Source organism: Amycolatopsis sp. QT-25 (assembly GCF_029369745.1).
Taxonomy (GTDB): Bacteria; Actinomycetota; Actinomycetes; order Mycobacteriales; family Pseudonocardiaceae; genus Amycolatopsis.
The window spans coordinates 4,595,534-4,619,962 of the sequence record NZ_CP120210.1 but is presented as its reverse complement, the minus strand read 5'-3'; the positions used below and the strand labels follow the sequence as shown (position 1 = coordinate 4,619,962).

General features: G+C 67.4%; 24 protein-coding genes. 10 read left to right on the top strand and 14 right to left on the bottom strand.

From position 1 onward, the window contains the following. Positions 1-59: 59 nt before the first annotated feature. On the bottom strand, positions 60-1,181 hold the full coding sequence (locus P3102_RS21385) for an erythromycin esterase family protein (RefSeq protein WP_276361169.1): 1,122 nt from the start codon (positions 1,179-1,181) through the stop codon (positions 60-62). Positions 1,182-1,703: 522 nt separating this feature from the next. Between P3102_RS21385 and P3102_RS21380 the strand changes: the two genes are divergently transcribed. Next, positions 1,704-2,561, top strand: a complete 858-nt coding sequence (locus tag P3102_RS21380) for a helix-turn-helix transcriptional regulator (RefSeq protein WP_276371288.1) — start codon at positions 1,704-1,706, stop codon at positions 2,559-2,561. 70 nt (positions 2,562-2,631) lie between these two features. After that, positions 2,632-4,140, top strand: coding sequence for a CYTH and CHAD domain-containing protein (locus tag P3102_RS21375; RefSeq protein WP_276361168.1), 1,509 nt, complete (start codon positions 2,632-2,634; stop codon positions 4,138-4,140). A gap of 158 nt (positions 4,141-4,298) precedes the next feature. Here P3102_RS21375 and P3102_RS21370 read toward each other — a convergent pair whose 3' ends face one another. The 4 genes from P3102_RS21370 to P3102_RS21355 all read right to left on the bottom strand — a co-directional run bounded on the left by P3102_RS21370 (position 4,299) and on the right by P3102_RS21355 (position 10,318). Then, positions 4,299-5,756, bottom strand: coding sequence for a DNA polymerase ligase N-terminal domain-containing protein (locus tag P3102_RS21370; protein ID WP_276371287.1), 1,458 nt, complete (start codon positions 5,754-5,756; stop codon positions 4,299-4,301). Between the two features lie 112 nt (positions 5,757-5,868). Then, entirely contained in the window at positions 5,869-7,767 is a 1,899-nt protein-coding gene (locus tag P3102_RS21365) for an ABC transporter ATP-binding protein (RefSeq protein WP_276371285.1), read from the bottom strand. Positions 7,768-7,907: 140 nt separating this feature from the next. Next, a complete protein-coding gene (locus P3102_RS21360) occupies positions 7,908-9,641 on the bottom strand; it encodes an ABC transporter ATP-binding protein (RefSeq protein ID WP_276361166.1) in 1,734 nt (577 codons plus the stop codon). A gap of 29 nt (positions 9,642-9,670) precedes the next feature. Then, on the bottom strand, positions 9,671-10,318 hold the full coding sequence (locus tag P3102_RS21355) for a TetR/AcrR family transcriptional regulator (RefSeq protein ID WP_276361165.1): 648 nt from the start codon (positions 10,316-10,318) through the stop codon (positions 9,671-9,673). A 272-nt stretch (positions 10,319-10,590) separates the two neighbouring features. Here P3102_RS21355 and P3102_RS21350 point away from each other — a divergent pair, with 272 nt between their 5' ends. The 7 genes from P3102_RS21350 (at position 10,591) to P3102_RS21320 (ending at position 16,033) form a co-directional block, all read left to right on the top strand. Next, positions 10,591-11,817 (top strand): ATP-binding protein, encoded by a 1,227-nt coding sequence (locus P3102_RS21350; RefSeq protein ID WP_276361163.1) that lies wholly within the window; start codon positions 10,591-10,593, stop codon positions 11,815-11,817. Then, positions 11,814-12,248, top strand: a complete 435-nt coding sequence (locus P3102_RS21345; protein WP_005159022.1) for a roadblock/LC7 domain-containing protein — start codon at positions 11,814-11,816, stop codon at positions 12,246-12,248. Before P3102_RS21350 ends, P3102_RS21345 begins: the two co-directional genes overlap by 4 nt. Before the next feature lie 19 nt (positions 12,249-12,267). After that, a complete protein-coding gene (locus P3102_RS21340) occupies positions 12,268-12,651 on the top strand; it encodes a DUF742 domain-containing protein (protein WP_276361157.1) in 384 nt (127 codons plus the stop codon). 123 nt (positions 12,652-12,774) lie between these two features. After that, positions 12,775-13,455, top strand: a complete 681-nt coding sequence (locus tag P3102_RS21335; protein WP_276361156.1) for an ATP/GTP-binding protein — start codon at positions 12,775-12,777, stop codon at positions 13,453-13,455. A 26-nt stretch (positions 13,456-13,481) separates the two neighbouring features. After that, complete coding sequence (locus P3102_RS21330; protein ID WP_276361154.1) at positions 13,482-14,708, top strand: styrene monooxygenase/indole monooxygenase family protein; 1,227 nt, start codon at positions 13,482-13,484, stop codon at positions 14,706-14,708. Between the two features lie 118 nt (positions 14,709-14,826). After that, the gene (locus P3102_RS21325; RefSeq protein ID WP_276361152.1) at positions 14,827-15,681 is read left to right on the top strand and encodes a Ku protein; all 855 of its coding nucleotides are present in this window, start codon (positions 14,827-14,829) and stop codon (positions 15,679-15,681) included. A gap of 139 nt (positions 15,682-15,820) precedes the next feature. Then, positions 15,821-16,033: a hypothetical protein gene (locus P3102_RS21320; protein ID WP_276371283.1), complete on the top strand. Its 213-nt coding sequence runs from the start codon at positions 15,821-15,823 to the stop codon at positions 16,031-16,033. A 158-nt stretch (positions 16,034-16,191) separates the two neighbouring features. Here the strand turns inward: P3102_RS21320 and P3102_RS21315 are convergent, their stop codons facing one another. The 6 genes from P3102_RS21315 to P3102_RS21290 all read right to left on the bottom strand — a co-directional run bounded on the left by P3102_RS21315 (position 16,192) and on the right by P3102_RS21290 (position 20,452). Beyond that, positions 16,192-16,413: a DUF2795 domain-containing protein gene (locus P3102_RS21315; RefSeq protein ID WP_276361150.1), complete on the bottom strand. Its 222-nt coding sequence runs from the start codon at positions 16,411-16,413 to the stop codon at positions 16,192-16,194. A gap of 146 nt (positions 16,414-16,559) precedes the next feature. Continuing rightward, entirely contained in the window at positions 16,560-16,715 is a 156-nt protein-coding gene (locus P3102_RS21310; RefSeq protein WP_276371281.1) for a DUF6131 family protein, read from the bottom strand. Positions 16,716-16,868: 153 nt separating this feature from the next. Beyond that, the gene (gene ahcY / locus P3102_RS21305) at positions 16,869-18,350 is read right to left on the bottom strand and encodes an adenosylhomocysteinase (protein WP_276361149.1); all 1,482 of its coding nucleotides are present in this window, start codon (positions 18,348-18,350) and stop codon (positions 16,869-16,871) included. A 252-nt stretch (positions 18,351-18,602) separates the two neighbouring features. After that, complete coding sequence (locus tag P3102_RS21300) at positions 18,603-19,652, bottom strand: DNA polymerase IV (RefSeq protein WP_276361147.1); 1,050 nt, start codon at positions 19,650-19,652, stop codon at positions 18,603-18,605. A 45-nt stretch (positions 19,653-19,697) separates the two neighbouring features. Further along, positions 19,698-20,123 carry a YciI family protein gene (locus tag P3102_RS21295; RefSeq protein ID WP_276361145.1) on the bottom strand — a complete coding sequence of 142 codons (426 nt, stop codon included), beginning with the start codon at positions 20,121-20,123 and terminating at the stop codon, positions 19,698-19,700. Between the two features lie 62 nt (positions 20,124-20,185). Beyond that, positions 20,186-20,452 carry a DUF3040 domain-containing protein gene (locus tag P3102_RS21290; RefSeq protein WP_276361144.1) on the bottom strand — a complete coding sequence of 89 codons (267 nt, stop codon included), beginning with the start codon at positions 20,450-20,452 and terminating at the stop codon, positions 20,186-20,188. A gap of 253 nt (positions 20,453-20,705) precedes the next feature. On the opposite strand from P3102_RS21290, the gene P3102_RS21285 reads away from it, so the two are divergent. Next, the gene (locus P3102_RS21285; protein ID WP_276361142.1) at positions 20,706-21,764 is read left to right on the top strand and encodes a cobalamin-independent methionine synthase II family protein; all 1,059 of its coding nucleotides are present in this window, start codon (positions 20,706-20,708) and stop codon (positions 21,762-21,764) included. Between the two features lie 22 nt (positions 21,765-21,786). On the opposite strand, the gene P3102_RS21280 is transcribed toward P3102_RS21285, so the two are convergent. The 3 genes from P3102_RS21280 to P3102_RS21270 form a co-directional block, all read right to left on the bottom strand. Continuing rightward, positions 21,787-22,413, bottom strand: a complete 627-nt coding sequence (locus tag P3102_RS21280) for a LysE family translocator (RefSeq protein ID WP_276361140.1) — start codon at positions 22,411-22,413, stop codon at positions 21,787-21,789. Then, positions 22,410-22,976 carry a GNAT family N-acetyltransferase gene (locus P3102_RS21275; protein WP_276361139.1) on the bottom strand — a complete coding sequence of 189 codons (567 nt, stop codon included), beginning with the start codon at positions 22,974-22,976 and terminating at the stop codon, positions 22,410-22,412. Before P3102_RS21275 ends, P3102_RS21280 begins: the two co-directional genes overlap by 4 nt. Positions 22,977-23,164: 188 nt before the next feature. Beyond that, positions 23,165-24,319 carry an epoxide hydrolase family protein gene (locus tag P3102_RS21270; protein WP_276361137.1) on the bottom strand — a complete coding sequence of 385 codons (1,155 nt, stop codon included), beginning with the start codon at positions 24,317-24,319 and terminating at the stop codon, positions 23,165-23,167. Positions 24,320-24,429 lie beyond the last annotated feature (110 nt).

Below are 24,429 nucleotides of genomic sequence, written 5' to 3'. Positions count from 1 at the left end.
CGCGTACTCGCGGCCGGGTGACGCCTTCCGAGGGCAGGAGGCGTCACCCGGTTCGACGGCTAGCTGCCGCGGACGTGCAGGATCACGTCCGCGTCGCCGAGAATCCCTTGATCGAGCGGAAAGTAGCCCTGTCGTGGAGTGGGATCGGTCCGGACGCTCGCCGACGGTACGTCGACGGCGGGAAGCAGGCCCCAAGCCGTGGTGACGTGTTTCTGAAGGAAGCCTTCGTAGGTGTCGGGTTCCGGCTCTCGAAGCGCGATGTCCTCGCTTCGGCCGAGGCTGGTCGCGACGAAGGTGTAGCGATCACCGAGCAACGGCGCCACCAGCGCCCCGGCGGGGAACCAGTGCGTCTCCGTCCCCGCCACGCGCATCGTGCTCGACTGGCGGCGCAGATGGAGATTGTGGGCGAAGACCAGCGTCCTGCCGCGACCGGCTTCGGCCGCGCGGATGTCCAGCAGATTGCGCGCCATGATGGCGTCCCTGGTGGCGGCAAGGGGCGCGTACCGCTCGTGCGGCTCGAGAGGTTCGGCGCATTGCCGGTGGTAGCGCAGCAGATCGATACCCGCCATGAGGTGTACCTCGGCCCGTGACCAGTCGTCCGTGACCGGCTCCGGTTTCCGCGCGCGAAGCAAACCGAGCAACTCGGCCGCGATCGCCCGCAGCCGGTAGGCGTCGGCCGTCGCGCCTGGTGACGAAGCCGCGTCCAGGACGGCTTCGGTGCGGCTCCAGCGCTCGTCGTCACCGGCCGGGCCCGCGATGTCCACGTCGAACTGCAGGAAATCGCGGGCGTGTTCGAGGTAGCGCCGGGGGCTGGGCGCGGAGGTGTTCTCGGTCTGGGTGTCGAAGCCGTGGAACGAAAGCCGCTCCTCGGGAGGCCGGTTCTCGTTGTACTCGCGCAGCCACGCGATCAGTCGCCTGTTCGCCGCCACACCACCGAAGACGTGTGAGAAGCCCTCGCTCATCGCGAGGTCGAGGGATCCGGTGCCGTCCCGGACGAAGTCGTTCGCCACGAGCGCGGCCACCCGATCCGTTTCGAGGGCGATCGAGCGGAAGCCACGGTCGACGAGCTGGGCGAACAGCTCGTTGCGGACGTCGGCGAAGACCGGGGTCGCGTGCGTCGGCTCGCCCAGGGCGAGCAGGTCGCAGGAAGGGGTCACGAAGTCTCGGATGTCTTGACTCATGGGGTTCAAGCGTATCGTTGATGACGCGGTTGAGACTTTGATCGTGTTTTCGCTGGACCTTGGTCGTGAAGCTTCAACGCGCTGTCAGGTGCCGGACGTGGTGGAGCCGGGTTGATCCCGCGGTCGGCGGGTGAGTTCGCCTCGACCTCGATCAACGTCCCGGTTCCCGCATCGTCCGCCCGCGAGCCGGGCCGCCCCGACTCCACCTCGACACAGGTGCCGTTCGGGTTCATGATCCGTGAAGGCCTCCTTGAGGGACCCTGGGTCCCTCAAGGAGGCCTTCACGGACCGCTGCCAGCCACTGCCGCGCGGCCGCCTGCCGTGTCGCAACAAATCCACTTCCGAATAACTCGCACCCATTCCCTTCTTTCGATATAAACTTAAGAACCCTTCGCGCGCGAAGGCGCTTCGCTTGCGAAGGGGCACTTCGCAGAAATGCGCGAGCGCAAGTTATCAGCAGTTGAGGTGAATTACCGCGTGGCAATCACCGCGCGGCCGGAGTTCGGCCCTACTTTGGCCCGCATGGTTGAGAAGGATTCGACGGCGCGGACCCGGGAACTGGGCCACCGCATGAGGGCGTTCCGGCAGCGCAGGCACTTCAGCGGAGCCGACGTCAGCCGCCGTAACGGCTGGTTGCAGAGCAAGGTCACGAGGTGGGAACAAGGGCTGCGTGAGCTGTCCGTGGTGGACGCGGCGCTGTATCTCGCGACCTGTGGCGAGGCGGAGCCCGAGCGCGACCTGCTGCTGGAGCTGACGCAGCCCGGCGGAGACCTGTACTGGGTGCGGCCGTACTTCGACGAGCTCGTCGATCCGATGAAATCCCTGGCCATCCAAGAGAATCTCGCGCACACCCTGGTGCGCTACGAGTCGTTGACCCTGCCAGGGCTCCTGCAGATCGAACCGTACGCCCGCACCGCCTTCGAGCTGATCGGGAACCGCGATCAAGCGCAACTGGACAAGGTCGTGAACGCGCGGATGGACCGGCAGCGGGTACTGCGTCGGGATCGGCCGCCGAAGTGCCGGTTCTACGTCCACGAGCGCGCGCTGCGGTCGGTCGTCGGCGGTCCCCGGATCATGCACGAGCAACTGCTCCACCTCGTCCTGTCGGCGAACCTGCCCTATTGCTCCATTCGTATCGTCCCGGAAAGCAACGAGGTGAGCAGAACGATCGAGAATTCTTTCACCATCATGGAATTCACGGAGCATCCGGCGGTGGTGTACACGGATTCCTATGCGGCCGGGGTATTCATCGACGATCGGGTGGCGGTCGAGGCGTACTATTCACTTGTCGCGCGAGTGGAGAGCGACACCTTGACCGAGGAACGATCACGTCAGCTGCTCGCCGAATGGGCGGACCGGTACGACCGGATGGAAGAGTGACCTCCGGCGAGGTTTCCCACCGCCCCTTCCCGGGGTAATCCTTCCGGTAGCCGAGAAGAAGGAGTTCGTGGTGACGAAGACGCAGGGCGGTGCCCCGGTCGCCGAGGCGGAGATCGAGCGGAAGTACGACCTGGCGGCCGACCGGCCCATCCCACCGCTGGTCCCGGTCGGTCCCGTGACGAACCAGGCCGATCCCAGGGTCGACGTCCTCGACGCCACGTACTTCGACACTCCCGACTTCCGGCTCGCGCAGGCGGGTATCACGCTGCGGCGGAGGCTCGGCGGAAGTGACGAGGGCTGGCACCTGAAACTCCCCGTCAGCGAGGACAGGCGCGAGGAACTCCGCCTCCCGCTGTCGGGCAAGCCGGACAAGGTGCCCGGCGCGCTGGCGAAGCTGGTGCGGGCCCACACCCTCGGCGCGAAACTCGTCCAGGCCGCCCATCTGCGTACCGAGCGTACGTCGTACGCCTTGCTCGACGCCGAAGGGCGCGAGCTCGCGACGTTGACCGACGACGTCGTCACCGGTGAGGCGGGCGGGGACAAGGCGCATCTCGACCGCTGGCGGGAACTCGAGATCGAGCTCTCGCCCGGCGCCGATCCCGCCGTGCTCGACAGTTTGGACCAGGCCGTCGTGAGCGCCGGCGCGGAGCGGTCGAGGTGGCCGTCGAAGCTCCGGCGGCTGACCGACGAATTCGTGCCTTCGGCGCGGGGAGCGTCCGGGTCGGTGCTGGCGGACTATCTCGCCGAGCAGCTGGACGCGCTGCGCCGCAACGACATCGGGGTCCGCCGGGACACCGAGGACGCGGTGCACCAGATGCGGGTCGCCAGCAGGCGGCTGCGCAGCGCGTTGCGGACGTTCCGGCATTCCTTCGACGCCGACGTCGCGAACGGGCTCGCCGCCGAACTCCGCTGGCTCGGCGGTGAGCTCGGGCCGGCGCGGGATACCGAGGTGATGGCCGAACGCCTGCACGACGAGGTCGAGGCCCTCCCGGCCGAAGTGGTGCTCGGCCCTGTCGAGCAGCTGATGACCAGGCATTTCGCGCGCGAGGCCGAAGAAGGGAAGGCGCGGGCCGTTCGCGCGCTCGACAGCAAGCGGTACACGGAGCTGTTGCGCGCACTGGAAAAGCTCGTCGGTAAACCGCGGAAGATCAAGGGAGGGAAGAAGGAACTGCGCAAGGCTGTCGCGCGTACGGACCGGAAACTGCGCGAGGCCGTCGCCGCGGCGAATGAACTCGAAAGCGGCGCGGAGCAGGACATCGCGTTGCACGAGGTGCGCAAGAAGGCCAAGCGCGCCCGGTACGCGGCGGACGCGCTCCTGCCGGTGAGCGGCAAGAAGCTGCAGAACTGGCAGAAGAACGTCAAGGCGGTGCAAACCACGCTCGGCACGCATCACGACGTCGTGGTCACCAGGGAGACGCTGCGGCTTCTCGGTCTCCGCGCCTACGCCGAGAACGAAAACGCTTTCACCTTTGGCCTCCTGTACGGACGTTCCGTCGTCTCCGCCGAGGCCGCGCACCGGCGCTTCGCCGGGGAATGGCAAGAGCTGAGTCAAGGTTTTCGCCCGAAATGGCTCAACTGAGGTAACCCGGGTTGGCCCCTCGTCCTCACCGCGGTCGGGGAGGATGCCGACGCCGTGGCGCTCCGGTTCTCGGTGATCGTGAAGACCCCGTTGGTGTCAGGGATCCTGGACGTCAGCGGGGTCGGAGCCGATCTCGACATCCGGTATGTCGTTAAGGCTTAGGCCCCGTCGAATTCGACCTCTTCGGCGCTGACGTCCGGCAGCAGGCCACGCCACCGCGGATTGCGCAGGCAGCCGGCGTCGGTCCAGCCGCCGAAGACGACCTCGCCGACGACGACCGGCCGGGACCAGCGCGCGTCCCGCGCCTGTTTGTCCGGGACGGAGTGGAACGGGGATGTCTTGCGTTCCAAGCGGATCAGCCGCCGGGACAGCTCCTCCAATTCGTCGGCCGCGAAGCCGACGCCGACGTTCCCGATGTACCGCAGGCCGTCCTCGTGCGGCACGCCGAGCAGCAGCGAACTGAACGTGCCCGCCCGGCTGCCGCCACCCGGCCGCCAGCCGCCCAGCACCACTTGCTGGACCCTGGTCGCGGTGATGGAAAGCCATTCCCCGGTACGCCTTCCCGGGTGATACGCGGAGCGGGCCAGTTTGGCCACGATGCCGGCCAGCCCGTGTTCGCGGGCCGCTCGCGCGACCGCGCCACCGTCTCCGCGGTAGTACCGGGTGACCTGCCAATGCGGTCCGGCGAGCCCGAGTTCGTCGAGAAGTTCCCGCCGTTGGACATACGGCGAGTCGACGCAGGAACTGCCTTCCAGATGCAGCAGGTCGTTCACCAGGTAGAACGCCGGAAAGCGCGAAGTGAGCCGTTTCGCGGAAGCCTTCGTCGCACGCGCGCGGTGCCCGAGCCCGTCCGGACTGGGTTTCCCGCCGTCGAAGACGACGATTTCCCCGTCGAGAAAAGCCTCCGTGGTACCGAGTTGCTCGCCGAGCCCGCGGAATTCGGGGTACAAGCCGGTGACGTCGTCGCCCGAATCGTCGTACGCGGTGATCCGCCCCCCGGCCACGCGGATCAAGGTCCGCCGCCCGGACCAGTCGAATTCGTAGGCCCATTCCGCGTCCTCGGCGGTCGAGGGGAGACGGCCCGGTCTGGTCAGCATCGGGGCGAGGAAGGAAGGGAGTTCCGCGCGGCCCGGGTCGGCGGGGTCGAGCCGTTTGAGCAGCCAGCCGCGCTCCCTGCCGTCCTTCTTCACATTGAGGAACAGGTATTTCCCGCGTGCCCGTTCGCCGTGGAAGACGACCTCGACCTTGTAGTCGTTGAAGTGCAGCGTTTCGTACCGGCCGGTGTCCCAGATCGTCATGGTGCCGCCACCGTATTCGCCGGCGGGTATCTCGCCTTCGAAGGTCAGGTATTCCATCGGGTGGTCTTCGGTGTGCACGGCGAGCCGTTCGAGATCGGGCGACATCGGCAGGCCTTTCGGCACCGCCCACGAGACCAGCACTCCGCCTCGTTCGAGCCGGATGTCCCAGTGCAGGCTGCTCGCGTGGTGTTCCTGGATGACGAAGAGATCGTCGGCCCCGGTCTCCCCATCGCGATCGGGAAGGGGTTCGGGTGTCCGCCCCGGTCTGCGCTTACGGCGGTAGTCGCCGAGTTTCTCCGCCATGGTCGGCCAGCGCACCCCTTTCCGGGTCGGGTCACGCAAGCCTAGCGCCGTTCACGGTCTTCCTGTGCGATGAAGGCCCCTTTTCCCACGGTGGAAGCAGGAAAAGGGGCCTTCGTGCCGAGTCGGCTCACTCGGTTTCGGCCAGCGCCTCCGCGAACTGCGCGGCGTAGAGCCGCGAGTACGCGCCCCCGGTGAGCAGCAGCGTTTCGTGATCGCCCTGTTCGACGATCGAGCCGTTTTCCATCACCAGGATCACGTCCGCGTCGCGGATCGTGGAGAGCCGGTGCGCGATGACGAAACTCGTCCGGCCCTCGCGCAGCGAGTTCATCGCCCGCTGGATCAGCACCTCGGTGCGGGTGTCGACCGAGCTGGTGGCCTCGTCGAGGATGAGGATCGCGGGTTTCGCCAGGAACGCCCGCGCGACGGTGATCAGCTGTTTCTCACCGGTGCTGACCGTGCCGCCCTCGTCGTCGATCACCGTGTCGTAGCCGTCGGGAAGGGTCCGGACGAACCGGTCGACGTGGGTCGCCTTGGCCGCCGCCACGATCTCCTCCTGCGTGGCGCCCGTGGAACCGTAGGCGATGTTCTCCGCGATGGTGCCGCCGAACAGCCACGCGTCCTGCAGCACCATGCCGGTCTTGGCCCGCAGATCCTCACGGTCCATCCCGGCGATGTCGACACCGTCGAGGGTGATGCGGCCGCCGTCGAGCTCGTAGAACCGCATGAGCAGGTTGACCAGTGTGGTCTTCCCCGCGCCGGTCGGCCCGACGATGGCCACGGTGTGCCCCGGCTCGACGGTGAGCGACAGGTCTTCGATGAGCGGCGTGTCCTCGGCGTACCGGAACGACACGTGCTCGAACTCGACCTGGCCGCGGAGCTTCTCCACCCGCGCGGGCTCGGCGGGCTCGGGTTCCTGCTCGTCCGCGTCGAGCAACGCGAAGACCCGCTCCGCGGACGCGATCCCGGACTGCAGCAGGTTCGCCATGCTGGCGATCTGCGTGACCGGCTGGCTGAACTGCCGCGAGTACTGGATGAAGGCCTGGACGTCGCCGAGCGACAGCGTCCCGGACGCCACCCGCAGCGCACCGATCACGGCCACCAGCACGTAGCTCAGGTTGCCGATGAACATCATCGCGGGCTGGATGGTGCCCGAGATGAACTGCGCCTTGAAGCTCGCGCCGTAGAGCGTGTCGTTGTGCTCGCGGAAGACCTCTTCGGCCTCCTCGCGGCGGCCGAACACCTTGACCAGTGAATGCCCGGTGTACATCTCCTCGATATGCGCGTTGAGCCGCCCGGTGGTGGACCACTGCTTGATGAACTGCGGTTGCGCCTTCTTGCCGATCTTGGCCGCGACGAGCACCGAAGCCGGCACCGAAAGCAGCGCGACCAACGCCAGTACCGGTGAGATGACGAACATCATCGCGAGCACGCCGACGACCATCAGCAGGGAAGACACGATCTGCGCCAGTGTTTGCTGCAGGGAGAGCGCGAGGTTGTCGATGTCGTTGGTCGCCCGGCTCAGCACCTCACCGCGCGGCTGGCGGTCGAAGTAGCTCAGCGGGAGCCTGGCGAACTTCTCCTCGATCCGCTCCCGCAGGTCGAACACCGCCCGCTGGACCAGGTTCGTGGTCAGCCTGGCCTGCAGCAACGAGAAGAACGACGCCACGATGTAGAGCAGCAGCACCCACAGCAGGATCTGGCCGACGGCGTCGAGGTCGATGCGCCGGCCCGGGACGAAGTCGATGCCCGAGAACATGTCGGCGAGGGTGTTGTCGCCTTCGGCCCGCAGCCCGGCGATGACCTGGTCCTTGCTGAGCCCCGACGGCATGTCCTTGGCGACGACGCCCGCGAAGACGAGGTCCGTCGCCATGCCGAGGATCTTCGGGCCGATCACGCTCAGCGCGACGCTGACGACGCCGAACATCAGGATGCCGTACAGCATGGCGCGCTGCGGTCGCAGCAGGCGCAGCAGCCGGTTCAGCGATCCCTTGAAGTCCAGGGCCTTCTCGGCGGGTTGTCCGCCCATGAAGGCGGCGGGGCCACGGCCGAGACCGGCGCCGGGGCCGGGGCCCCGTGCCGCGCTCGCCCGCTCGCCGACCGGTTCGGCCGGGGCGTCGGAGGTGGCGGAAGAAGACGCTGTGGTTCCTGTGGATTCTGGCGCGCTCATCAGGCGGCCTCCTGCTCGGTCAGCTGGGACAGCACGATCTCCCGATAGGTGTCGAGCTCGGCCATGAGTTCGGTGTGCGTTCCGCTGCCGACGACGCGGCCTTCGTCGAGCACGATGATGCGGTCGGCTTGGCGGATCGTGCTGACCCGCTGCGCGACGATGACCACGGTCGCTTCGGCGGTTTCGGCCACGAGCGCGCGCCGCAGCGCGGCGTCGGTGGCGTAGTCGAGCGCGGAGAAGGAGTCGTCGAAGAGGTAGATCTCCGGACGCCGCACCAGCATCCGCGCGATCGCGAGCCGCTGTCGCTGCCCGCCCGAGACGTTGGTCCCGCCCTGGGCGATGGGGGAGTTCAGTCCCTCGGGCATCCGTTCGACGAAGTCCTTGCCCTGGGCCACCTCCAGCGCGTGCCAGAGTTCCTCGTCGGTGGCGTCGGCCTTGCCGTAGCGAAGGTTGCTCGCGACCGTCCCGGCGAACAGATACGGCTTCTGCGGCACCAGCCCGACGGCGTCGGACAGCACGGTCGCGTCCAGTTCGCGGACGTCGACGCCGTCGACGCGCACCGAGCCGTCGGTGGCGTCCATCAGCCGGGGGATCAGGTTGAGCAGGGTGGTCTTCCCGCTGCCCGTGCTGCCGATGATCGCGGTGGTCTCACCCGGCCTGGCCAGTAGCGAGATCCCTTGCAGTACCGGCTTCTCCGCGCCGGGGTAGCGGAATTCCACATCGGACAGTTCGAGTCGCCCGTGCACCTCGCCGGGGCTGATCGGGTTCGCCGGGAGGACGACGCTGGTGTGCGTGCCGAGCACCTCGGTGATGCGCTCGGCACTGACCTCGGCGCGCGGCACCATCATGAACATGAAGGTGGCCATCATGACCGCCATCAGGATCTGCATCAGGTACGACAGGAACGCGGTGAGCGCGCCGATCTGCATGCTGCCGTCGTCGATGCGCAGCCCGCCGAACCACAGCACGGCGACACTGGAGGCGTTCATCACGAGCATCACGATGGGGAACATCAGGGCCATGAGCCTGCCGACGATCAGCGAGACGTCCAGCAGGGCGGTGTCGGCCTCGGTGAACCGCCGCCGCTCGTGGGTGTCCTTGACGAAGGCGCGGATCACGCGGATGCCCATGATCTGCTCGCGCAGGATCTGGTTGATCTTGTCGATGCGCTCCTGCATCAGCCGGAACGCCGGCCGCATCTTCGCGATGATGACCCCGACCGAGATGCCGAGGATCGGCACCGCGAGCACGAGCAGCCAGGAGAGGGTGACGTCCTGGTTCAACGCCATGACGATGCCGCCGAAGCACATGATCGGCGCGGACACCATCAGGGTGAACGCCATCAACGTCAGCATCTGCACCTGCTGGACGTCGTTGGTGGTGCGGGTGATCAGCGAGGGTGTCCCGAACTGGCCGACTTCGCGGGCGGAGAAGTCCTGCACCCGGTGGAAGATCGCGCCGCGGACGTCGCGGCCGACCGCCATCGCGGTGCGGGCGCCGTAGTAGACCGCGCCGATCGAGCAGGCGATCTGCACCAGCGACACGAGCAGCATGACGCCGCCGACGCCGAGGATGAAGTCGATGTCGCCCTTGACTACCCCGTCGTCGATGATGTCGGCGTTCAGCGTCGGCAGGTAGAGCCCGGCGAGGGTCTGGACGAACTGCAGCAGCACGATCAGCCACAGGTCTCGCCGGTACGGGCGCAGGTGAATGCGCAACAGCTTGGTCAGCACAACGGTTTCTCCCCCAGTGGTGGGTGGTACTACTGCTTCTTCGGTTTTTTCACCGGTTCGGGTTCGGTAAGCGACGGGATGCCTTGGGCGGCCTCGCGAAGCAGGACCGCGACCGTCTCGAGAAAAGGCTTCGCACCTTCGTTCATCAGCCAGTCGAGGAACGCCGTCTTCACCGCGGACTCCACGATGGCCGCCATCAGCCGCGCGTTCAAAGCGTTTTCCGGGCCCGACCCCGCCCGCTCCAGGATCCCCTCCGCCAGCACCCGTTCGACGGTGGCGTGCGCCTTGAGGAACTCGCCGTGCACCGACGGGTGCAGGATCATCGACCGCGCGACCTCCACCGTGTCGCGGGTCGGTTCGCCTTCACGGCCGTAGGTCTCCAGCGTTGCCGCGGTGACCGCCGCCCAGAGTGACTCCTCCGGAGGCCTCTCGCGCAGAGCTTCCAGCACGCGTACCTGTTGTTCGACGATGAACGAGCAGATCGCCTCCTCCTTGCTGGAGAAGTAGTTGTTGAACGTGCGGGGGGAGACGCCCACGGCGTTGGCGATGTCCTCGACGCGGACCTGCTCGACGCCTTTCTCCGCGGCGAGCTTGAACGCCGCCTCGCTCATGGCGCGACGGGCGGCGCGCTTCTTGCGTTCACGCAGCCCCAAGGGCGCGGTCGGGTCGAGGGTCACGTCGGGAAGCGTAGGCAAAAGTTGCGTTGCACGCAAATTGGTGCGCGGCCCGCACTTTCTGGTCGTGGTCGTGTCGTAGAACACGCCAGATGCAGCCGAATGGCCTAGCGCGCCGCGCTCACCAGCCGTAACGCCTTCGTGACCGGGTCACTGCCGGCGGTCGACCGGAGACCGACTGTGGACACGGATAGTGACTTCTGCTTGCATGGCCGTCGTTGTGCTGGGGAGTGCGACACGGGTCCGGGTAGGCGAATAGAAAGAAGTGGAAGCACATGGTGACGCGGGCTCGAGGCTTGCTTGACCGCTCACGGGTTCTTCTGGACCGTTCCAGGGTCGCCGCGGCGCAGTTCCTCGCCGCACCGCCCCGGCACGCTCCGTCGGCTCCACCGGTCGAACCGGCGGTGGAACAGCGGCCCGCCGTGGACGCACCGGACGCCGGCGCGCTCGCCGGTGTCTGCTCCAATGTCGCGTTGCGCGACCTCAACCTGCTCGACCAGCTGCTGGCCCAGCTGGAGACGATGGAGGCGGGGGAGGAGAACTCCGACCGTCTCGCCGAGCTCTACCGGCTCGACCACCTCGCGACCCGGTTGCGGCGCAACGCCGAGAACCTGCGCGTGCTCGCCGGCCGGGACGCCGACGACACGACCGCCGGGATCTCGTCCGTGCTCGACGTGATGCGGGCCGCGATGTCGTCGATCGACCACTACTCGCGGATCACGATCGGCCGCGTCGTTTCGCTCGGTGTCGTCGGCTTCGCCGCCGAGGACGTCAGCCGGATCCTCGCGGAACTGTTCGACAACGCGGCGAACCAGTCTTCGCCGAGTTCGCCGGTCAGCGTCAGCGCGCATCTCACCGAACAGGGAAGCGTGCTGATCCGCATCGAGGACGAGGGCATCGGCATGCCGCCCGAACGGCTCGCGGTGCTGAACGAGCGGTTGGCTGCCGGTCCGGTGCTCGACGACGATTCCGTGCGGCATATGGGACTCGCCGTCGTCGGCAGGCTCGCCGACCGGCACGAGATCACCGTCAAACTCGACCGCCGTACCCCGCACGGCACGGTCGCGACCGTGCTGCTGCCGGTGCCGGTGGTCTCGGAACTGGCCGAGAAGCAGTGGTCCGGTTCGCAGACCGTCGTGCTGCCGCAGGCCAGGATCACCAACGGGGCACCCGCGGCTACCCCCGTCGCGACCCCGACCGGGCTGCCGAGGCGCCGCCCCGCCCCCTCGGCGGACCCGGAATCGGAACGGAAGCCCAGTCCGCGTCCGCGTCCGGCGTTCCAGCCGCCCGCCGACGGCGGCACCACGGCCAGCGGTCTTCCGCGCCGCGTTTCCCGCAGTATCAGGACTTTGCCCGACGAACCGGCCCCGCCGACCATCCCGCCCGCCGACGCGGCGGGCGGGCACGAGGCGCTGCTGGCCGACCTCGATGCCTTCAGCGACGGCGAGCGTGCCGCTCTCGACGACCGGCATGAGCGTGAGACCGGAGGAAACACCCAGTGACCGCCCAGGACGCGACCACGGATTTCACGTGGCTGCTCGACGACTTCGTGCGCAAGGTGCACGGCGCCAGTCACGCGCTGATCATGTCCGTCGACGGTTTCCCGTTGACCGCGTCGGAATCGGTGTCGAGTGACGACGCCGAGCAGCTCGCCGCCATCGCGAGCGGCCTGCTCAGCCTCGCGGGCAACAGCGCCGCGCTGTTCGGCAAGGGCAACTGCGAGCAGATCATCATCCGGCTCACCCGCGGGTACTTCCTGTTCATGGGGATCGGCGCCGAGGCCGGGCTGGCGGTGCTCACCGAACCGGACTGCGACATGAAGGTCGTCGCCTACGAGATGACCCAGTTCATCACCAACGCCGGTCACGCCCTCACACCCGAGGTGCGAGCGGGACTCCGGCAGGTCCTGACCGCCCGACGGCCGCAGGCCTGAGAATCCGGAGAAGGAAGGGATGACCGTGTCCACCGACCACTCTCCGGACCGGCCCGGCAAGATGCGCAGCCGCAGGATCCGGCCGTACGCGCTGACCGGCGGACGGACCAAGAGCAGCCAGCTGCTGCTCGTGGAGACCCTGATCTCGGTCCCGCGTTACGACCCGTCGCTGGCCGAGGCGCTGATGCCCGAGTCGCGCGCGCTGTACGAGCGGTCCCGCGACCGGTCGTCGATCGCCGAGCTTTCGGTGGGACTGGACCTGCCCTTGGGCGTGGTCCGGGTGCTCATCGGCGACCTCGCCGCCCAAGGCGCCGTCTTCGTGCACCCGACGGCCCACGCCTACAACCACGATACGAATGTGCTCGAGAGGATCCTCGATGGACTCAAGCGCCTCCCGGTCTGACACAGGCGGAGCGGCAGAGCCTTCGGGTCGTCGGCCGCATGAGTACCCAGTTCGAACCGCCCCGGCCGGCAGGCCCCGCTTCCGGGGTGTCAGGGCGCCATTCAGGAAGGGCGTGAGCAGGTCGTGAAAGAGCGCCCTGGCGACGCGAACGCGGTCGCGGGTTCCGAATCGGACACAGATCTCCTGGCGATCTCCGCCAAGATCGTGGTCGCCGGTGGATTCGGCGTCGGCAAGACGACGTTCGTCGGCTCCGTCTCCGAGGTCCCGCCCCTGAGCAACGAAGCATGGATGACCGAGGCCGGTGCCGGGGTCGACGAGCTGGTGCCGCCCGGGACCAAATCGACCACCACGGTCGCGATGGACTTCGGCCGGATCACCCTGCGTGAAGACCTGCTCCTGTACCTGTTCGGCACGCCCGGCCAGGCCCGGTTCTGGTTCCTCTGGGATGACCTCTCGCGCGGTGCGCTCGGCGCCGTCGTGCTGGTCGACACCAGCCGGATCGACCAGTCGTTCGCCGCGATCAACTACTTCGAGAACGACTCCGAGCTGCCGTTCGTCGTCGCGGTCAACCAGTTCCAGGGCATGCCGGTGCACGACCTCGACGAGGTCCGCGACGCGCTGGCGCTGTCCCCGGACATCCCGTTGATCACCTGCGACGCCCGAGACCCGAAGTCCGCGGTCGCGACGTTGCGGGAACTGGTGTCGCACACGCTGTCTCTCGCGGTGGTCTCCGGGCCCGGCCGCCGGTCCGAAGCACGGTTTTCCGCTGAGGACCCATCAGCTCCGTACGTGTCACTCAGCTGAACAGTTTTCCGGGAGGAACGTCGAGGATGCGCAAGGTTCTGATCGTCGGTGCCGGGCAGTCGGGTTTGCAGCTGGCTTTGAGCCTGCTGGCCCACGACTACGACGTCACGGTGATGTCGGCGCGGACGCCGGAGGAGATCCGGTCCGGCAAGGTGATGTCGACCCAGTGCATGTTCCACTCCGCCCTGCAGCACGAGCGGGACCACCAGCTGAACCTGTGGGAAGACGAGACCGTCAAGGTCGAGGGGCTCGGCGTCTCGATCGCGGGACCGGATTCCAGCCGCGTGCTGGACTGGTTCGGCCCGTTGGAGCACTACGCGCAGTCGGTGGATCAGCGGGTGAAGATGGCGGCCTGGCTGGAGCTGGTGGAGGACCGCGGCGGCAAGGTCGTCATCCACGGCGTCACCACCTCGGATCTCGCGCCGTTGGCGAAGCTGTACGACCTGGTCGTCATCGCGGCGGGCAAGGGTGAGCTGGTCCAGCTGTTCGACCGGATCCCCGAGCGGTCGCCGTACACCGAACCGCAGCGCGCGCTCTCGCTGGCGTATGTGCACGGCCTCGAACGACGGCCCGAGCATCCGGACACGGCGGCGGTGCGGTTCAACATCATCCCCGGCGTGGGCGAGCTGTTCATGATCCCCGCGTACACGCTGAGCGGCAACTGCGACATCCTGTTCTTCGAAGGTGTCCCCGGCGGCCCGCTCGACTGCTGGGACGACCGGCCCTCGCCGCAGCAGCATCTCGACCGGATCCTGTCGCTGATGAAACAGTTCCTCCCGTGGGAGTACGAGCGCTCGAAGAACGCCGTCCTGACCGACGCGAAGGCGACGCTGGCGGGCGGGTACACGCCGGTCGTGCGGAACGCGGTCGGCAAACTCGACTCGGGGACCGCGGTGCTCGGCATGGCCGACGTCGTGGTGGCCAACGACCCGATCACCGGTCAGGGTTCCAACAACGCGAGCCACTGCGCGGCGTCCTATCTGGACTCGATCCTCGATCGCGGGGACAAGCCGTTCGACGAGGAGTGGATGACCACGTCGTTCGAGAAGTACTGGGAGTACGCCCAGCACGTGACGACCTGGACCAACGCGATGCTGCGGCCGCCGCCCCCGCACGTGCTCCAGATCATCGGCGCGGCGGGGGAGAAGCCCGCCGTGGCGCGGCGATTCGCGAACGGGTTCTCCGATCCGACCGACTTCCAGCACTGGCTCCTCGACCCCGCGAAAGCGGAGAAGTACCTGGCCGAGGTCTGATTCCGCGGCCACGACGGTCCCGCGATCGGGTTCGTGGGACTGTCGCGTTGCGCCGTTTCGGGCTACCGTGGTCACCGTGCGTGAGTACGGTCGGTGACGGCGGTGGAGGTGCGGCGCGATGCGTTCGATGTGGAAGGGCTCAGTGTCCTTCGGGCTGGTGAGCATCCCGATCCAGCTCTACGCGGCCACCGAGAACAAGAACGTCTCGCTGCGCCAGGTGCACGAGTCCGACGGTGGCCGCATCCAGTACAAGCGGTTCTGCACGATCGACGGCGAGGAAGTGCCCTACGCCGAGATCGCCAAGGGCTACGAACTGCCCGACGGCGAGATGGTCGTGCTCACCGACGAGGACATGTCCGAACTGCCGTTGGCGTCGTCGCGGGCGATCGACGTGCTCGAGTTCGTGCCGCTGGAGTCCATCGACCCGATCCAGTTCGACAAGACCTACTACCTCGAACCGCAGAAGAACGCCGTCAAACCGTACGTGGTCCTGCGTGACGCGTTGCAGAAGGCGAGTCACGTGGCGGTCGCGAAGGTCGCCATCCGGCAACGGGAGACACTCGCGATCCTGCGGGTGCACAGCGACGTCCTGACGATGACGACGATGTTGTGGCCCGACGAGGTCCGCGTCCCGGACTTCGGGTTCCTGCACGACGATCCGCCGCAGGTGCGGCCGCAAGAGCTGACGATGGCGGGTTCACTGATCGACTCGCTCTCGGAGCCGGTCTTCGAGCAGGAGAAGTACACCGATTCCTACCGCGAGGCGCTGGAGGCCATGATCGAGGCCAAGGCCTCGGGGAACGAGACCACGAAGCCGAAGGCCGTGGGTGCGAAGGCCGACGTCGTCGACCTCATGGAAGCCTTGCAGGCCAGCGTGAGCGAAGCGAAGAAGAGCAGGAAGCCTTCGACGGCCAAGAAGACCACCGCGGCGAAGAAACCCGCGTCCGGCAAGCGAACACCCAAGAGCGCCTGACTCTCCTTTGTGGACGTTTGTGTCCGGCGTCACCGCGACACGCCGCGTCTTATCCCGGGAACTGTCGTCCCTCGGTGGTAGTAAGGCAAGCGAGGAGAACTTTTCCGAAGCGATCCAGGAGCTGATCGCGAGAGGCGGCATGAGCATGGAGTGCGCGTTCTGCGCCGGCGAACTCGACCACTGCCACGGAACCCTGGTGGTGCACCTCGACGGTGGTTTCACCGAATGCAGCGAGGACGGCTGCGTCGATTTCGACTTCGCCCGGCACACGCTGACGATCGAGTGCTTCGACGTCGACGGCGGCTGTACCTGCACGGAGGTGGAGGCCCGGCTGTTGCTGCGGGCTTCTTGACCGGCGGCCGATACACCACTGGGGCCCGCTTCGGGTGATCACGACCGATTGCCACTCGAAGGTGTATGCATTCGTGTACATCGTGGCCGGGAATGTGTTAATCATGACGGGGGTCCTCCGGCTCTCCCTCCCCCTCGGAGCCGGGGGGCCCCTTCACGTCACGGTGCTTCCTTCGCGGTGTCGTGAATCGGAGCGCCGTCGTACGAGCGTACGGCCTCCCACACGCTGTCCCCGTCCGCGTAGTCACGCGCAGGCAGCGACCCTAGGGGGCCCAAGACGTTGTCGCCCGCTCCTGCCGCCGAGGCGGCCCTCAGGAGTTCGTCGCGTCCACACGGGTAGGTCGCCTGCCGCAAAAACGGGCGAGGGTCGGTTCCTGCCATCGGCTCTGCCTCCTTCTCGTCGTCCGAAGCGGATACCCGGCGAGTGGTGCACGAAAACAGACCGGGCACCCGGCGTGAGGGGAACGCCGGGTGCCCGGTCTGTTTCAGCGCCGGTACCGGGGGCTCGGTACCGTTCGATCCGGTGCTCAGAACCAGTGGGCGCGACCGCCGATGGCCTTCCCGGTGTTCCCGAGAACGGCCAGGATGATGCCGATGACCGCGAGCGCGATCCCGATCGAGTACAAAACCGGAATACTGGCGATGACACCGACGACAATCAGGATGACGCCGAGAATGATCACGGGAACACCTTCTCCTTCGTAGTCGCCCGGCCTGGGTGCTGCCGGGGTGGGGCTACTTGAGGAATGCCCACTCCACGCGAGGGGAAACGGGTCCATCCGGCCGAAGTTTTCACGCATTCGGCCTAGTGATCACCCACTTTGGTGAGCGAGAGCTCAGTACCGGTAGTGATCCAGCTTGTACGGACCTTCGACGTCCACGCCGATGTACTCGGCCTGGCGCTTGGTCAGCTTCGTCAGCCGGACGCCCAGCGCGTCGAGGTGCAGACGGGCCACCTTCTCGTCGAGGTGCTTCGGCAGCACGTGGACGTCGGTGGCGTACTCGCCCTGCTTCGTGAACAGTTCGATCTGCGCGATCGTCTGGTTCGTGAAGGAGTTCGACATCACGAAGCTCGGGTGGCCGGTGGCGTTCCCGAGGTTCATCAGCCTGCCCTCGGACAGCACGATGATCGAGTGCGCCTCGCGGTCGGCCCCCGCCCCGGCAGGGAAGATCCACTCGTGCACCTGCGGCTTGATCTCGATCTTCCGGATGCCCGGGATCCTCGCCAGCCCGGCCATGTCGATCTCGTTGTCGAAGTGCCCGACGTTCGCGACGATCGCGTTGTGCTTCATCCTGGCCATCTGGTCGGCCATGATGATGTCGAAGTTGCCGGTGGTGGTGATGAAGATGTCACCGCGCTCGACGACGTCGTCGAGCTCCACGACGTCGAGACCCTCCATCGCCGCCTGCAACGCGCAGATCGGGTCGATCTCGGTGACGACCACGCGGGCGCCCTGACCGCGCAGCGATTCCACCGCGCCCTTGCCGACGTCGCCGTAGCCGCAGACGACCGCGACCTTGCCCGCGATCATCACGTCGGTGCCGCGGTTGAGACCGTCGATGAGCGAGTGGCGGATGCCGTACTTGTTGTCGAACTTCGACTTCGTCACCGAGTCGTTCACGTTCATCGCCGGGAAGAGCAGCTCGCCTTCCTTGGCGAGCTTGTAGAGGCGTTTGACGCCGTTGGTGGTCTCCTCGGTGACCCCGCGGACCTCCTTGGCGATGCGGGTGAAGCGGCTCGTGTCGCGGCCGAGGCTCTCGCGCAGGGTCTCCAGCACGAGGTGGTACTCCTCGGGGTCGTCCTCGGTCGCCTGCGGGACGGCGCCGGCGGCCTCGAACTCGACACCCTTGTGGATCAACAGGGTCGCGTCACCGCCGTCGTCCAGGATCATGTTCGGGAGGCGGCCGTCGCCGAAGTCGAAGAGCTGGTCGGTGCACCACCAGTATTCGGCGAGCGTCTCACCTTTCCACGCGAACACCGGCGAACCCGACGGCTGCTCGACGGTGCCCTCCCGGCCGACGACGACGGCCGCGGCGGCCTCGTCCTGCGTGGAGAAGATGTTGCAGGAAACCCAGCGCACCTCGGCGCCGAGCGCGACGAGCGTCTCGATCAGCACGGCGGTCTGGACCGTCATGTGCAGCGAACCGGCGACCCGCGCGCCCTTCAGCGGCTGCGATTCGGCGTATTCGCGGCGCAGCGCCATCAAGCCGGGCATCTCGACCTCGGCGAGGCGCAGCTGCTTGCGTCCGGCCTCGGCGAGCGAAAGATCGGCGACGGCGAATTCGATCCCGTTGATCTTGGACAGGGTGGGGCTCACAGGTTCTCCGATCAGGAAGGAAGGCAGGGCGGAACCGCCCTTCGCGCCGGTGGCGGGAAGGGCGGTGTCAGTGCGAGGATTCAGCGCACGGCCTCGACGACGAAGGCCGGAAAAGGGTTTCGACGCAAAGAAAGGCACCTCCGCGGTGGGAGGCGCCCTTACGTCTGTCGCAGCGGGCCGAGCGTGGCGGAAGAATTCCGTCGCAGCGCCTCTCGGCCCGGAACCCAGAATGGCAAAGCGCCGCGAGCGCTGTCAAGGTGACGCGGGCGTGGCGAATTCGGCGCGGACACCCAGCAGGCGGACCGGTCTGCCGAGGTCGAACATCCCGAGCACGGCCAGCGCCGCCTTCTCGATTTCGGCGGGATCCGAGGTCGGCGCGGGCAGGGTCACGCTGTGTACATGGGTGTGGAACGGCGCGAACCGGACCTTGACCGCGATCCGAGCGGCGGGCCTGCCTTCGTCGACGACGTCCCGCGAGACGCGTTTCGCCAGCGCGGCGACCTCCGCGGCCATGATCCCGGGATGGGTGAGGTTCCGCTGGAACGTCGTCTCGCGGCTGCGGGATCGCGCGACGTACGGCGTCGCGGTGACCTCGTCGTCCCCGATTCCGCCGGCAAGGAGCCGGTACCACGGGCCGAGCTTCGGGCCGAACCGGGCGGCGAGGTCCGCGGGATCGGCGCCCGCCAGTTCCAGCACGGTGCGGTAACCGGCCTCGGCGAGCTTCTTCGTGGTCTTGGCGCCGATGCCCCACAGCGCGTCCGGCGGCCGCTCGGCCATGACGTCCCACCAGTTGTCCTGGACGAGCCGGAAGATCCCGGCCGGTTTGGCGAAGCCGGTGGCGAGTTTGGCGCGCAGCTTGTCGTCCCCGATGCCGACCGAGCACGACAGCCCGGTCTCCTCGGCCACCACTCGCCGGATGTCGGCGGCGAGTGCTTCGGGATCCTCGGTGCCGGCGCCGAGGAAGGCTTCGTCCCAGCCGAGCACTTCGACGACCACGGGGAACTCCCGGAGCGTCGCCATCACCCGATCGGACACCTCTTGGTAGGCGGGTGCGTCCGTCGCCAGGAAGATCGCGTCGGGGCAGCGTTTCGCGGCGGTGCGCAAGGGCATTCCGGACCGGATGCCGAAAGCCCGCGCCTCGTACGACGCCGTCGCCACCACGGCCCGTTCGGCCGGATCACCCGCGCCCCCGACGACCACGGGCCTGCCCCGCAGCTCGGGCCGCCGGGCGACCTCGACCGCCGCGATGAACTGGTCGAGGTCGACGTGAAGAACCCAGCGCACCCACTCCCGGACGGCCATGAAGCGAGCTTAAGCCGCGCCCTGTGGGGCCGCTCAGGTCTCGTGCTACGACCGTTCCGCGATCTCGTCGCGCATCCGCTGCTCGTTCTCCTGCAACTCCGGCGTGAAGTTCTCGCCGAAATCCTCGGCTTCCAGGATCTTGCGGATCTCGAGGACGGTGTCACTGTGCGGGGGAGTGGGACAGCGCTTCGCCCACTCGATCGCTTCGGCGCGCGAAGGGACATCGACGATCCAGTAACCGCCGACGAGCTCCTTGGTCTCGGTGAAGGGGCCGTCGGTGACGGTGGCCCCGGCCGCGTTGATCGTGACCCGTGCGCCCTTCGAACTCTCCTGAAGGCCCTCGCCGCCCACCAGCACCCCGGCGTCGAGCATGTCCTGATTGAACTTCGCCATGGCGGTCAGGGCCTCCATCGGCGGCATCTTCCCGGCTTCGGAATCCTCGTCCGCCTTGATGATGATCATGAACCGCATGCGTCTCCCTCTCGGTGCCCGGACGTATCGACCGGAACCCTACCGGTGTGCGGGGAAGACGATCAGTCGCGACCGAACCGGGACAGATGCACGATCACCGCTGTGGTCACGGTGACCATCCCGATCAGCAACAGGGCGGGGCTGTTCATCACGACGCCCAGCAGCATCAGCAGACCCGCGGTGATGTCCAGGCCGAGGAGGACGGCCAGCCGGAGCAGCGGGGGCTGGGCGGGCCTGCCGGAGCGGAGCCGGGCGGCCAACGCCGGCTCGGTCAGCTCGAACCAGCGCTCGATCTTTTCCAGCTCTTGCCGATCGTGGTGGCTCAGCATCGGGCTTCTCCTTCGGCGCGCTCCGGCCGTCGACATCCACGGAATACCCAGGAGCAGGGCCGGATAAGCGCCGAATTTCCCGGTTTTTGTATAACGACATATACGGCTCGGCGAATATTGATCTTCATGAGTGGATCTGTTACGCCATTAGGGTTCGGGCACGTCGAAAGATCGTCAAAGCAGGAAGGGCTCGGTAGCTTTTGAGCCTGTGGCCACGGCGGCCGCGGTTGCTCACTCTGGGAGGACGCGAGAGATGACCATTCCCACCGAACCGATCGGCAGCATCCCCCGTCCCGGCTACCTCATCGAAGCGCTCGGTGAGCACGCGGCGGGGAGGCTCGACACCGACGGGCTCGGCGAGTTGCGGGAAAAAGCCCTTGTGGACACCGTCAGGCGACTGGAGGAGACCGGTTCCCCGGTCATCACCGACGGAGAACAGAGCAAGCCGAGCTTCGCCACCTATCCCTTGGCCAGCCTCACTTCCCTCGCTCCGGACGGCGTCGTCATCCCCTTCGCAGACGGGCACACCCGTCAGCTTCCACGGCTCACCGCCGGGCCGTTCCGGTATCGGACCTACGCCGACTCCTATCTGCGTGAAGTCCGGAAACACACGACCAGGCCGGTGAAACAGGCGGTGATCGCGGCTTCGGCGATCAGCCTCGTTTATCCCGGTGAGGAATTGGCCGGATATGGCCGGGATCGGTTCACCGCCGACCTGGTGGACGAAGCCGAAACCGACATCCGCCGCAGTCTCGACGCTGGTGCCGACAGCGTTCAGCTCGACTTCACCGAAGGCCGGTTGTCGCTGAAGCTCGATCCTTCCGGTGGACTCTTGCAGTCCTTTGTGGACTTGAACAACACCGTGCTGGACCGGTTCTCCGAGGAGGAGCGGAAGAAGATCGGTGTGCACACCTGCCCCGGTGGAGACCAGGACTCGGCGCACAGTCTCGACGTCGACTACGCCGGACTGCTCCCGACGCTGTTCCGGCTGAAGGTGGGCAACGTCTACGTCCAGCTGGCCAGCGAGGCGGAACCCGAGCGTGCCTTGCAGGTGATCGCCGAGCACTCCCGGCCGGAGCAGCGGATCTTCGTCGGCGTGACCGATCCGATCGATCCGCGCGTCGAAACCGCCGAGGAGGTCCGGGACAGGGTTCTCCAGGCCGCGCGATACATCTCGCCGGATCGGCTGGGCACCTGTGACGACTGCGGATTCTCGCCGTTCGCCGACGACACCTCGACGTCGCGGGACACCGCGTTCGCCAAGATCGCCGCCCGCGTCGAAGGCACACGTCTCGCCGCCCGTTCCCTCTGACGTCGGGTGATGGGCGCCTTCGTCAGTTCTGGACCGCGACCCGGATCCCGAGTCCGACGAGGAAGGTGCCCATCACCGCGTCCATCGCCCGCCGCACCCGGCCGGAGCCGAAGAACCTCCGCAGCGAACCCACCAGCGTCGCCAGGACGAAGGTCCAGACGACGGCCACGGTGGTGGCCAGCACGGCCAGCTGCAGGGTCTGTGCGGTCGAGGCCGAATGGGGGAGGAACTGGGGGATGAGCGCGAGGAAGAACATCGCGACCTTCGGGTTGAGCAGATTGGTGAGCAGTCCCTGCCGGAACGCCTCCTTGGGGGCGACGACGGGCGCCACCCTGTCCTTGAGTTCGCTGTAGTCACCGCGGCGCACGGCCAGCCACGCCTTGACGCCGAGGAAGATCAGATATCCGGCGCCGATCAGTTTCACCACGGTGAAGGCGATCGCGGACGCGGTGAGGATCGCCGCGACCCCGAGTGCGATCGCGACCACCCAGACGAACACGCCGAGCGCGATGCCGAGTCCGGCGGCGATCCCGGCCTTGCGCCCGCCGAGGATCGCGCTGCGGGTCACCACCAGGAAATCCGGGCCCGGCGCCATCGCGCCGAGCAGGCAGATCAGGACGAACGAGAATGCGGTGGCCCCAGGGATCATCTTTCGATGCTATCCGGATCGTCGATGTCCCTGGCCATCACGGCGCCCGCGATGTCGATGCCGTCGGGTGTCGTCACCGTCACCCGTTCGACTTCGGTGAAGCCGAACGACAGGTAGAGCGGGACGCCGGGCAAGGTCGCGGTCAACGTCAGCGAGGTGAACCCCTCGGCCTTCGCCGCGATACGACAGGACTCCAGGATCGCACGTCCGAGCCCACGCCGGGTCCAGTCACCGCGGACGAACATCGCGCGGACCCGCGCGGGTTCGGTGGCCGGATCGAGTGGGCGGTCGTCGTCCGCCGCCTCACCGGCGCCGGCGTGCGTCTTGTTGCGCCTGCTCCACCCTCCGCACGCCACGATCTCGCCGTCCGCCTCGTGCACGAAGTACGTGCCGTCCTCGAGCAACCGCGGATCGAGACGCGCGACGTGCTCGGCCGCGCTCGCGGTCTGGCGCTCGTCGTAGAATCTGGGGAACACCTCCAGCACCGAGGTCCGCATCAGCGCCGCGATGGCGGGCGCGTCGGCGAGGGTGGCCGTCCGCTGGGGTGGCGTGTCCATCGTCATGCCGCGGAAGATAGCCAACGACAATGGCTCCGCCTAATGGATATCCCTTGGTGATCACCGATGACGGCGTCGAGCTGGCCGAGCTTGTGCCGTGAAGGACTCCTTGAGGGACTCTGGGTCCCTCAAGGAGTCCTTCACGGACCGACGCCTCCTACCAGACAGCCTGACGCCGGGTCAGGGGCGATCGGTCACCGGACGAGCCGGAAGAACGACCGCACCTCGTCGGTGAACACGCCGGGCTGTTCGAAGGCCGCGAAGTGGCCTCCACGCTCGAGTTCGTTCCAGTACCGGATGTCGGTGAACCGGCGTTCCGCCCAGCGGCGGGACGGGCGTGGGGTCTCGCGCGGGAAGATCGAACAACCCGTCGGCACGGTGATGCTGTCCACAGTGGACTCGGCGAACCAGTTCGACACCTCGTTGAAACTCTCCCAGTACAACCGGGCGGACGAAGCGCCGGTGCCGGTGAGCCAGTAGAGCGTGATGTCGTCGAGCATCGCGTCCCGGGACAAGGCGTTCTCCGGATGGCCGCCGCAATCCGTCCAGGCCTGGAACTTCTCGACGATCCACGCGCACAGCGCGACCGGCGAGTCCGCCAGCGCGTAGCCGATCGTCTGTGGCCTCGTCGTCTGCTGGATCGCGTAACCCGAACCGTCCGCCTTGGCCCTTTCGAGGTCTTCGAGCGACTTCCGCTCGAATTCGGTCAGGTCGCCGAACGTCGCCGGGTCCGGCGCCGCCAGCGGCGGGTTCAGGTGGATCCCGGCCAGCCGCTCGGGCGCGGTCCGCCCCATGAGGGTGGTGATGCTGGTGCCCCAATCGCCGCCTTGGGCGCCGTAGCGCTCATAACCCAAGCCGTCCATGAGGCGGATCCACGCGTCGGCGATGCGCTGGATCGACCAGCCGGCTCGCGCGGGTTTGTCGCTGAAACCGTAACCGGGCAAGGACGGGACGACGACGTGGAAGGCGTCCGCCGCGTCCCCGCCGTGGGCGACCGGATCGGTGAGCGGGCCGAGTACGTCGAGGAACTCGAAGACCGAACCGGGCCAGCCATGGGTGAGGACCAGCGGCAGCGCGCCGGGGTGGGGGGAGCGGGCGTGCAGGAAGTGGATGCCGAGGCCGTCGATCTCGGTCCGGAACTGGGGGATCGCGTTGAGCCGCGACTCCGCGGCCCGCCAGTCGTAGTCCTCTGCCCAGTACGAGCACAGTTCGCGCAGGTAGGCGGAGGGGACGCCTTGCGACCAGTCGTCGACGGTCTCGTCTTCGGGCCAGCGGGTGCGGCGAAGCCGGGCGCGGAGGTCTTCGAGATCGGCCTCCGGGATCCGGGCTCGGAAGGGCGTGGTGTTCATGGCGGACAACGTTAACGAGAGGGTCTGACACTTCGTGGCCTTCCGGCGGACCGCGACCGTGTCTCGCCCGTTGACCGAGGACAGGCGAGCGGGCTATTCTCGATATACGA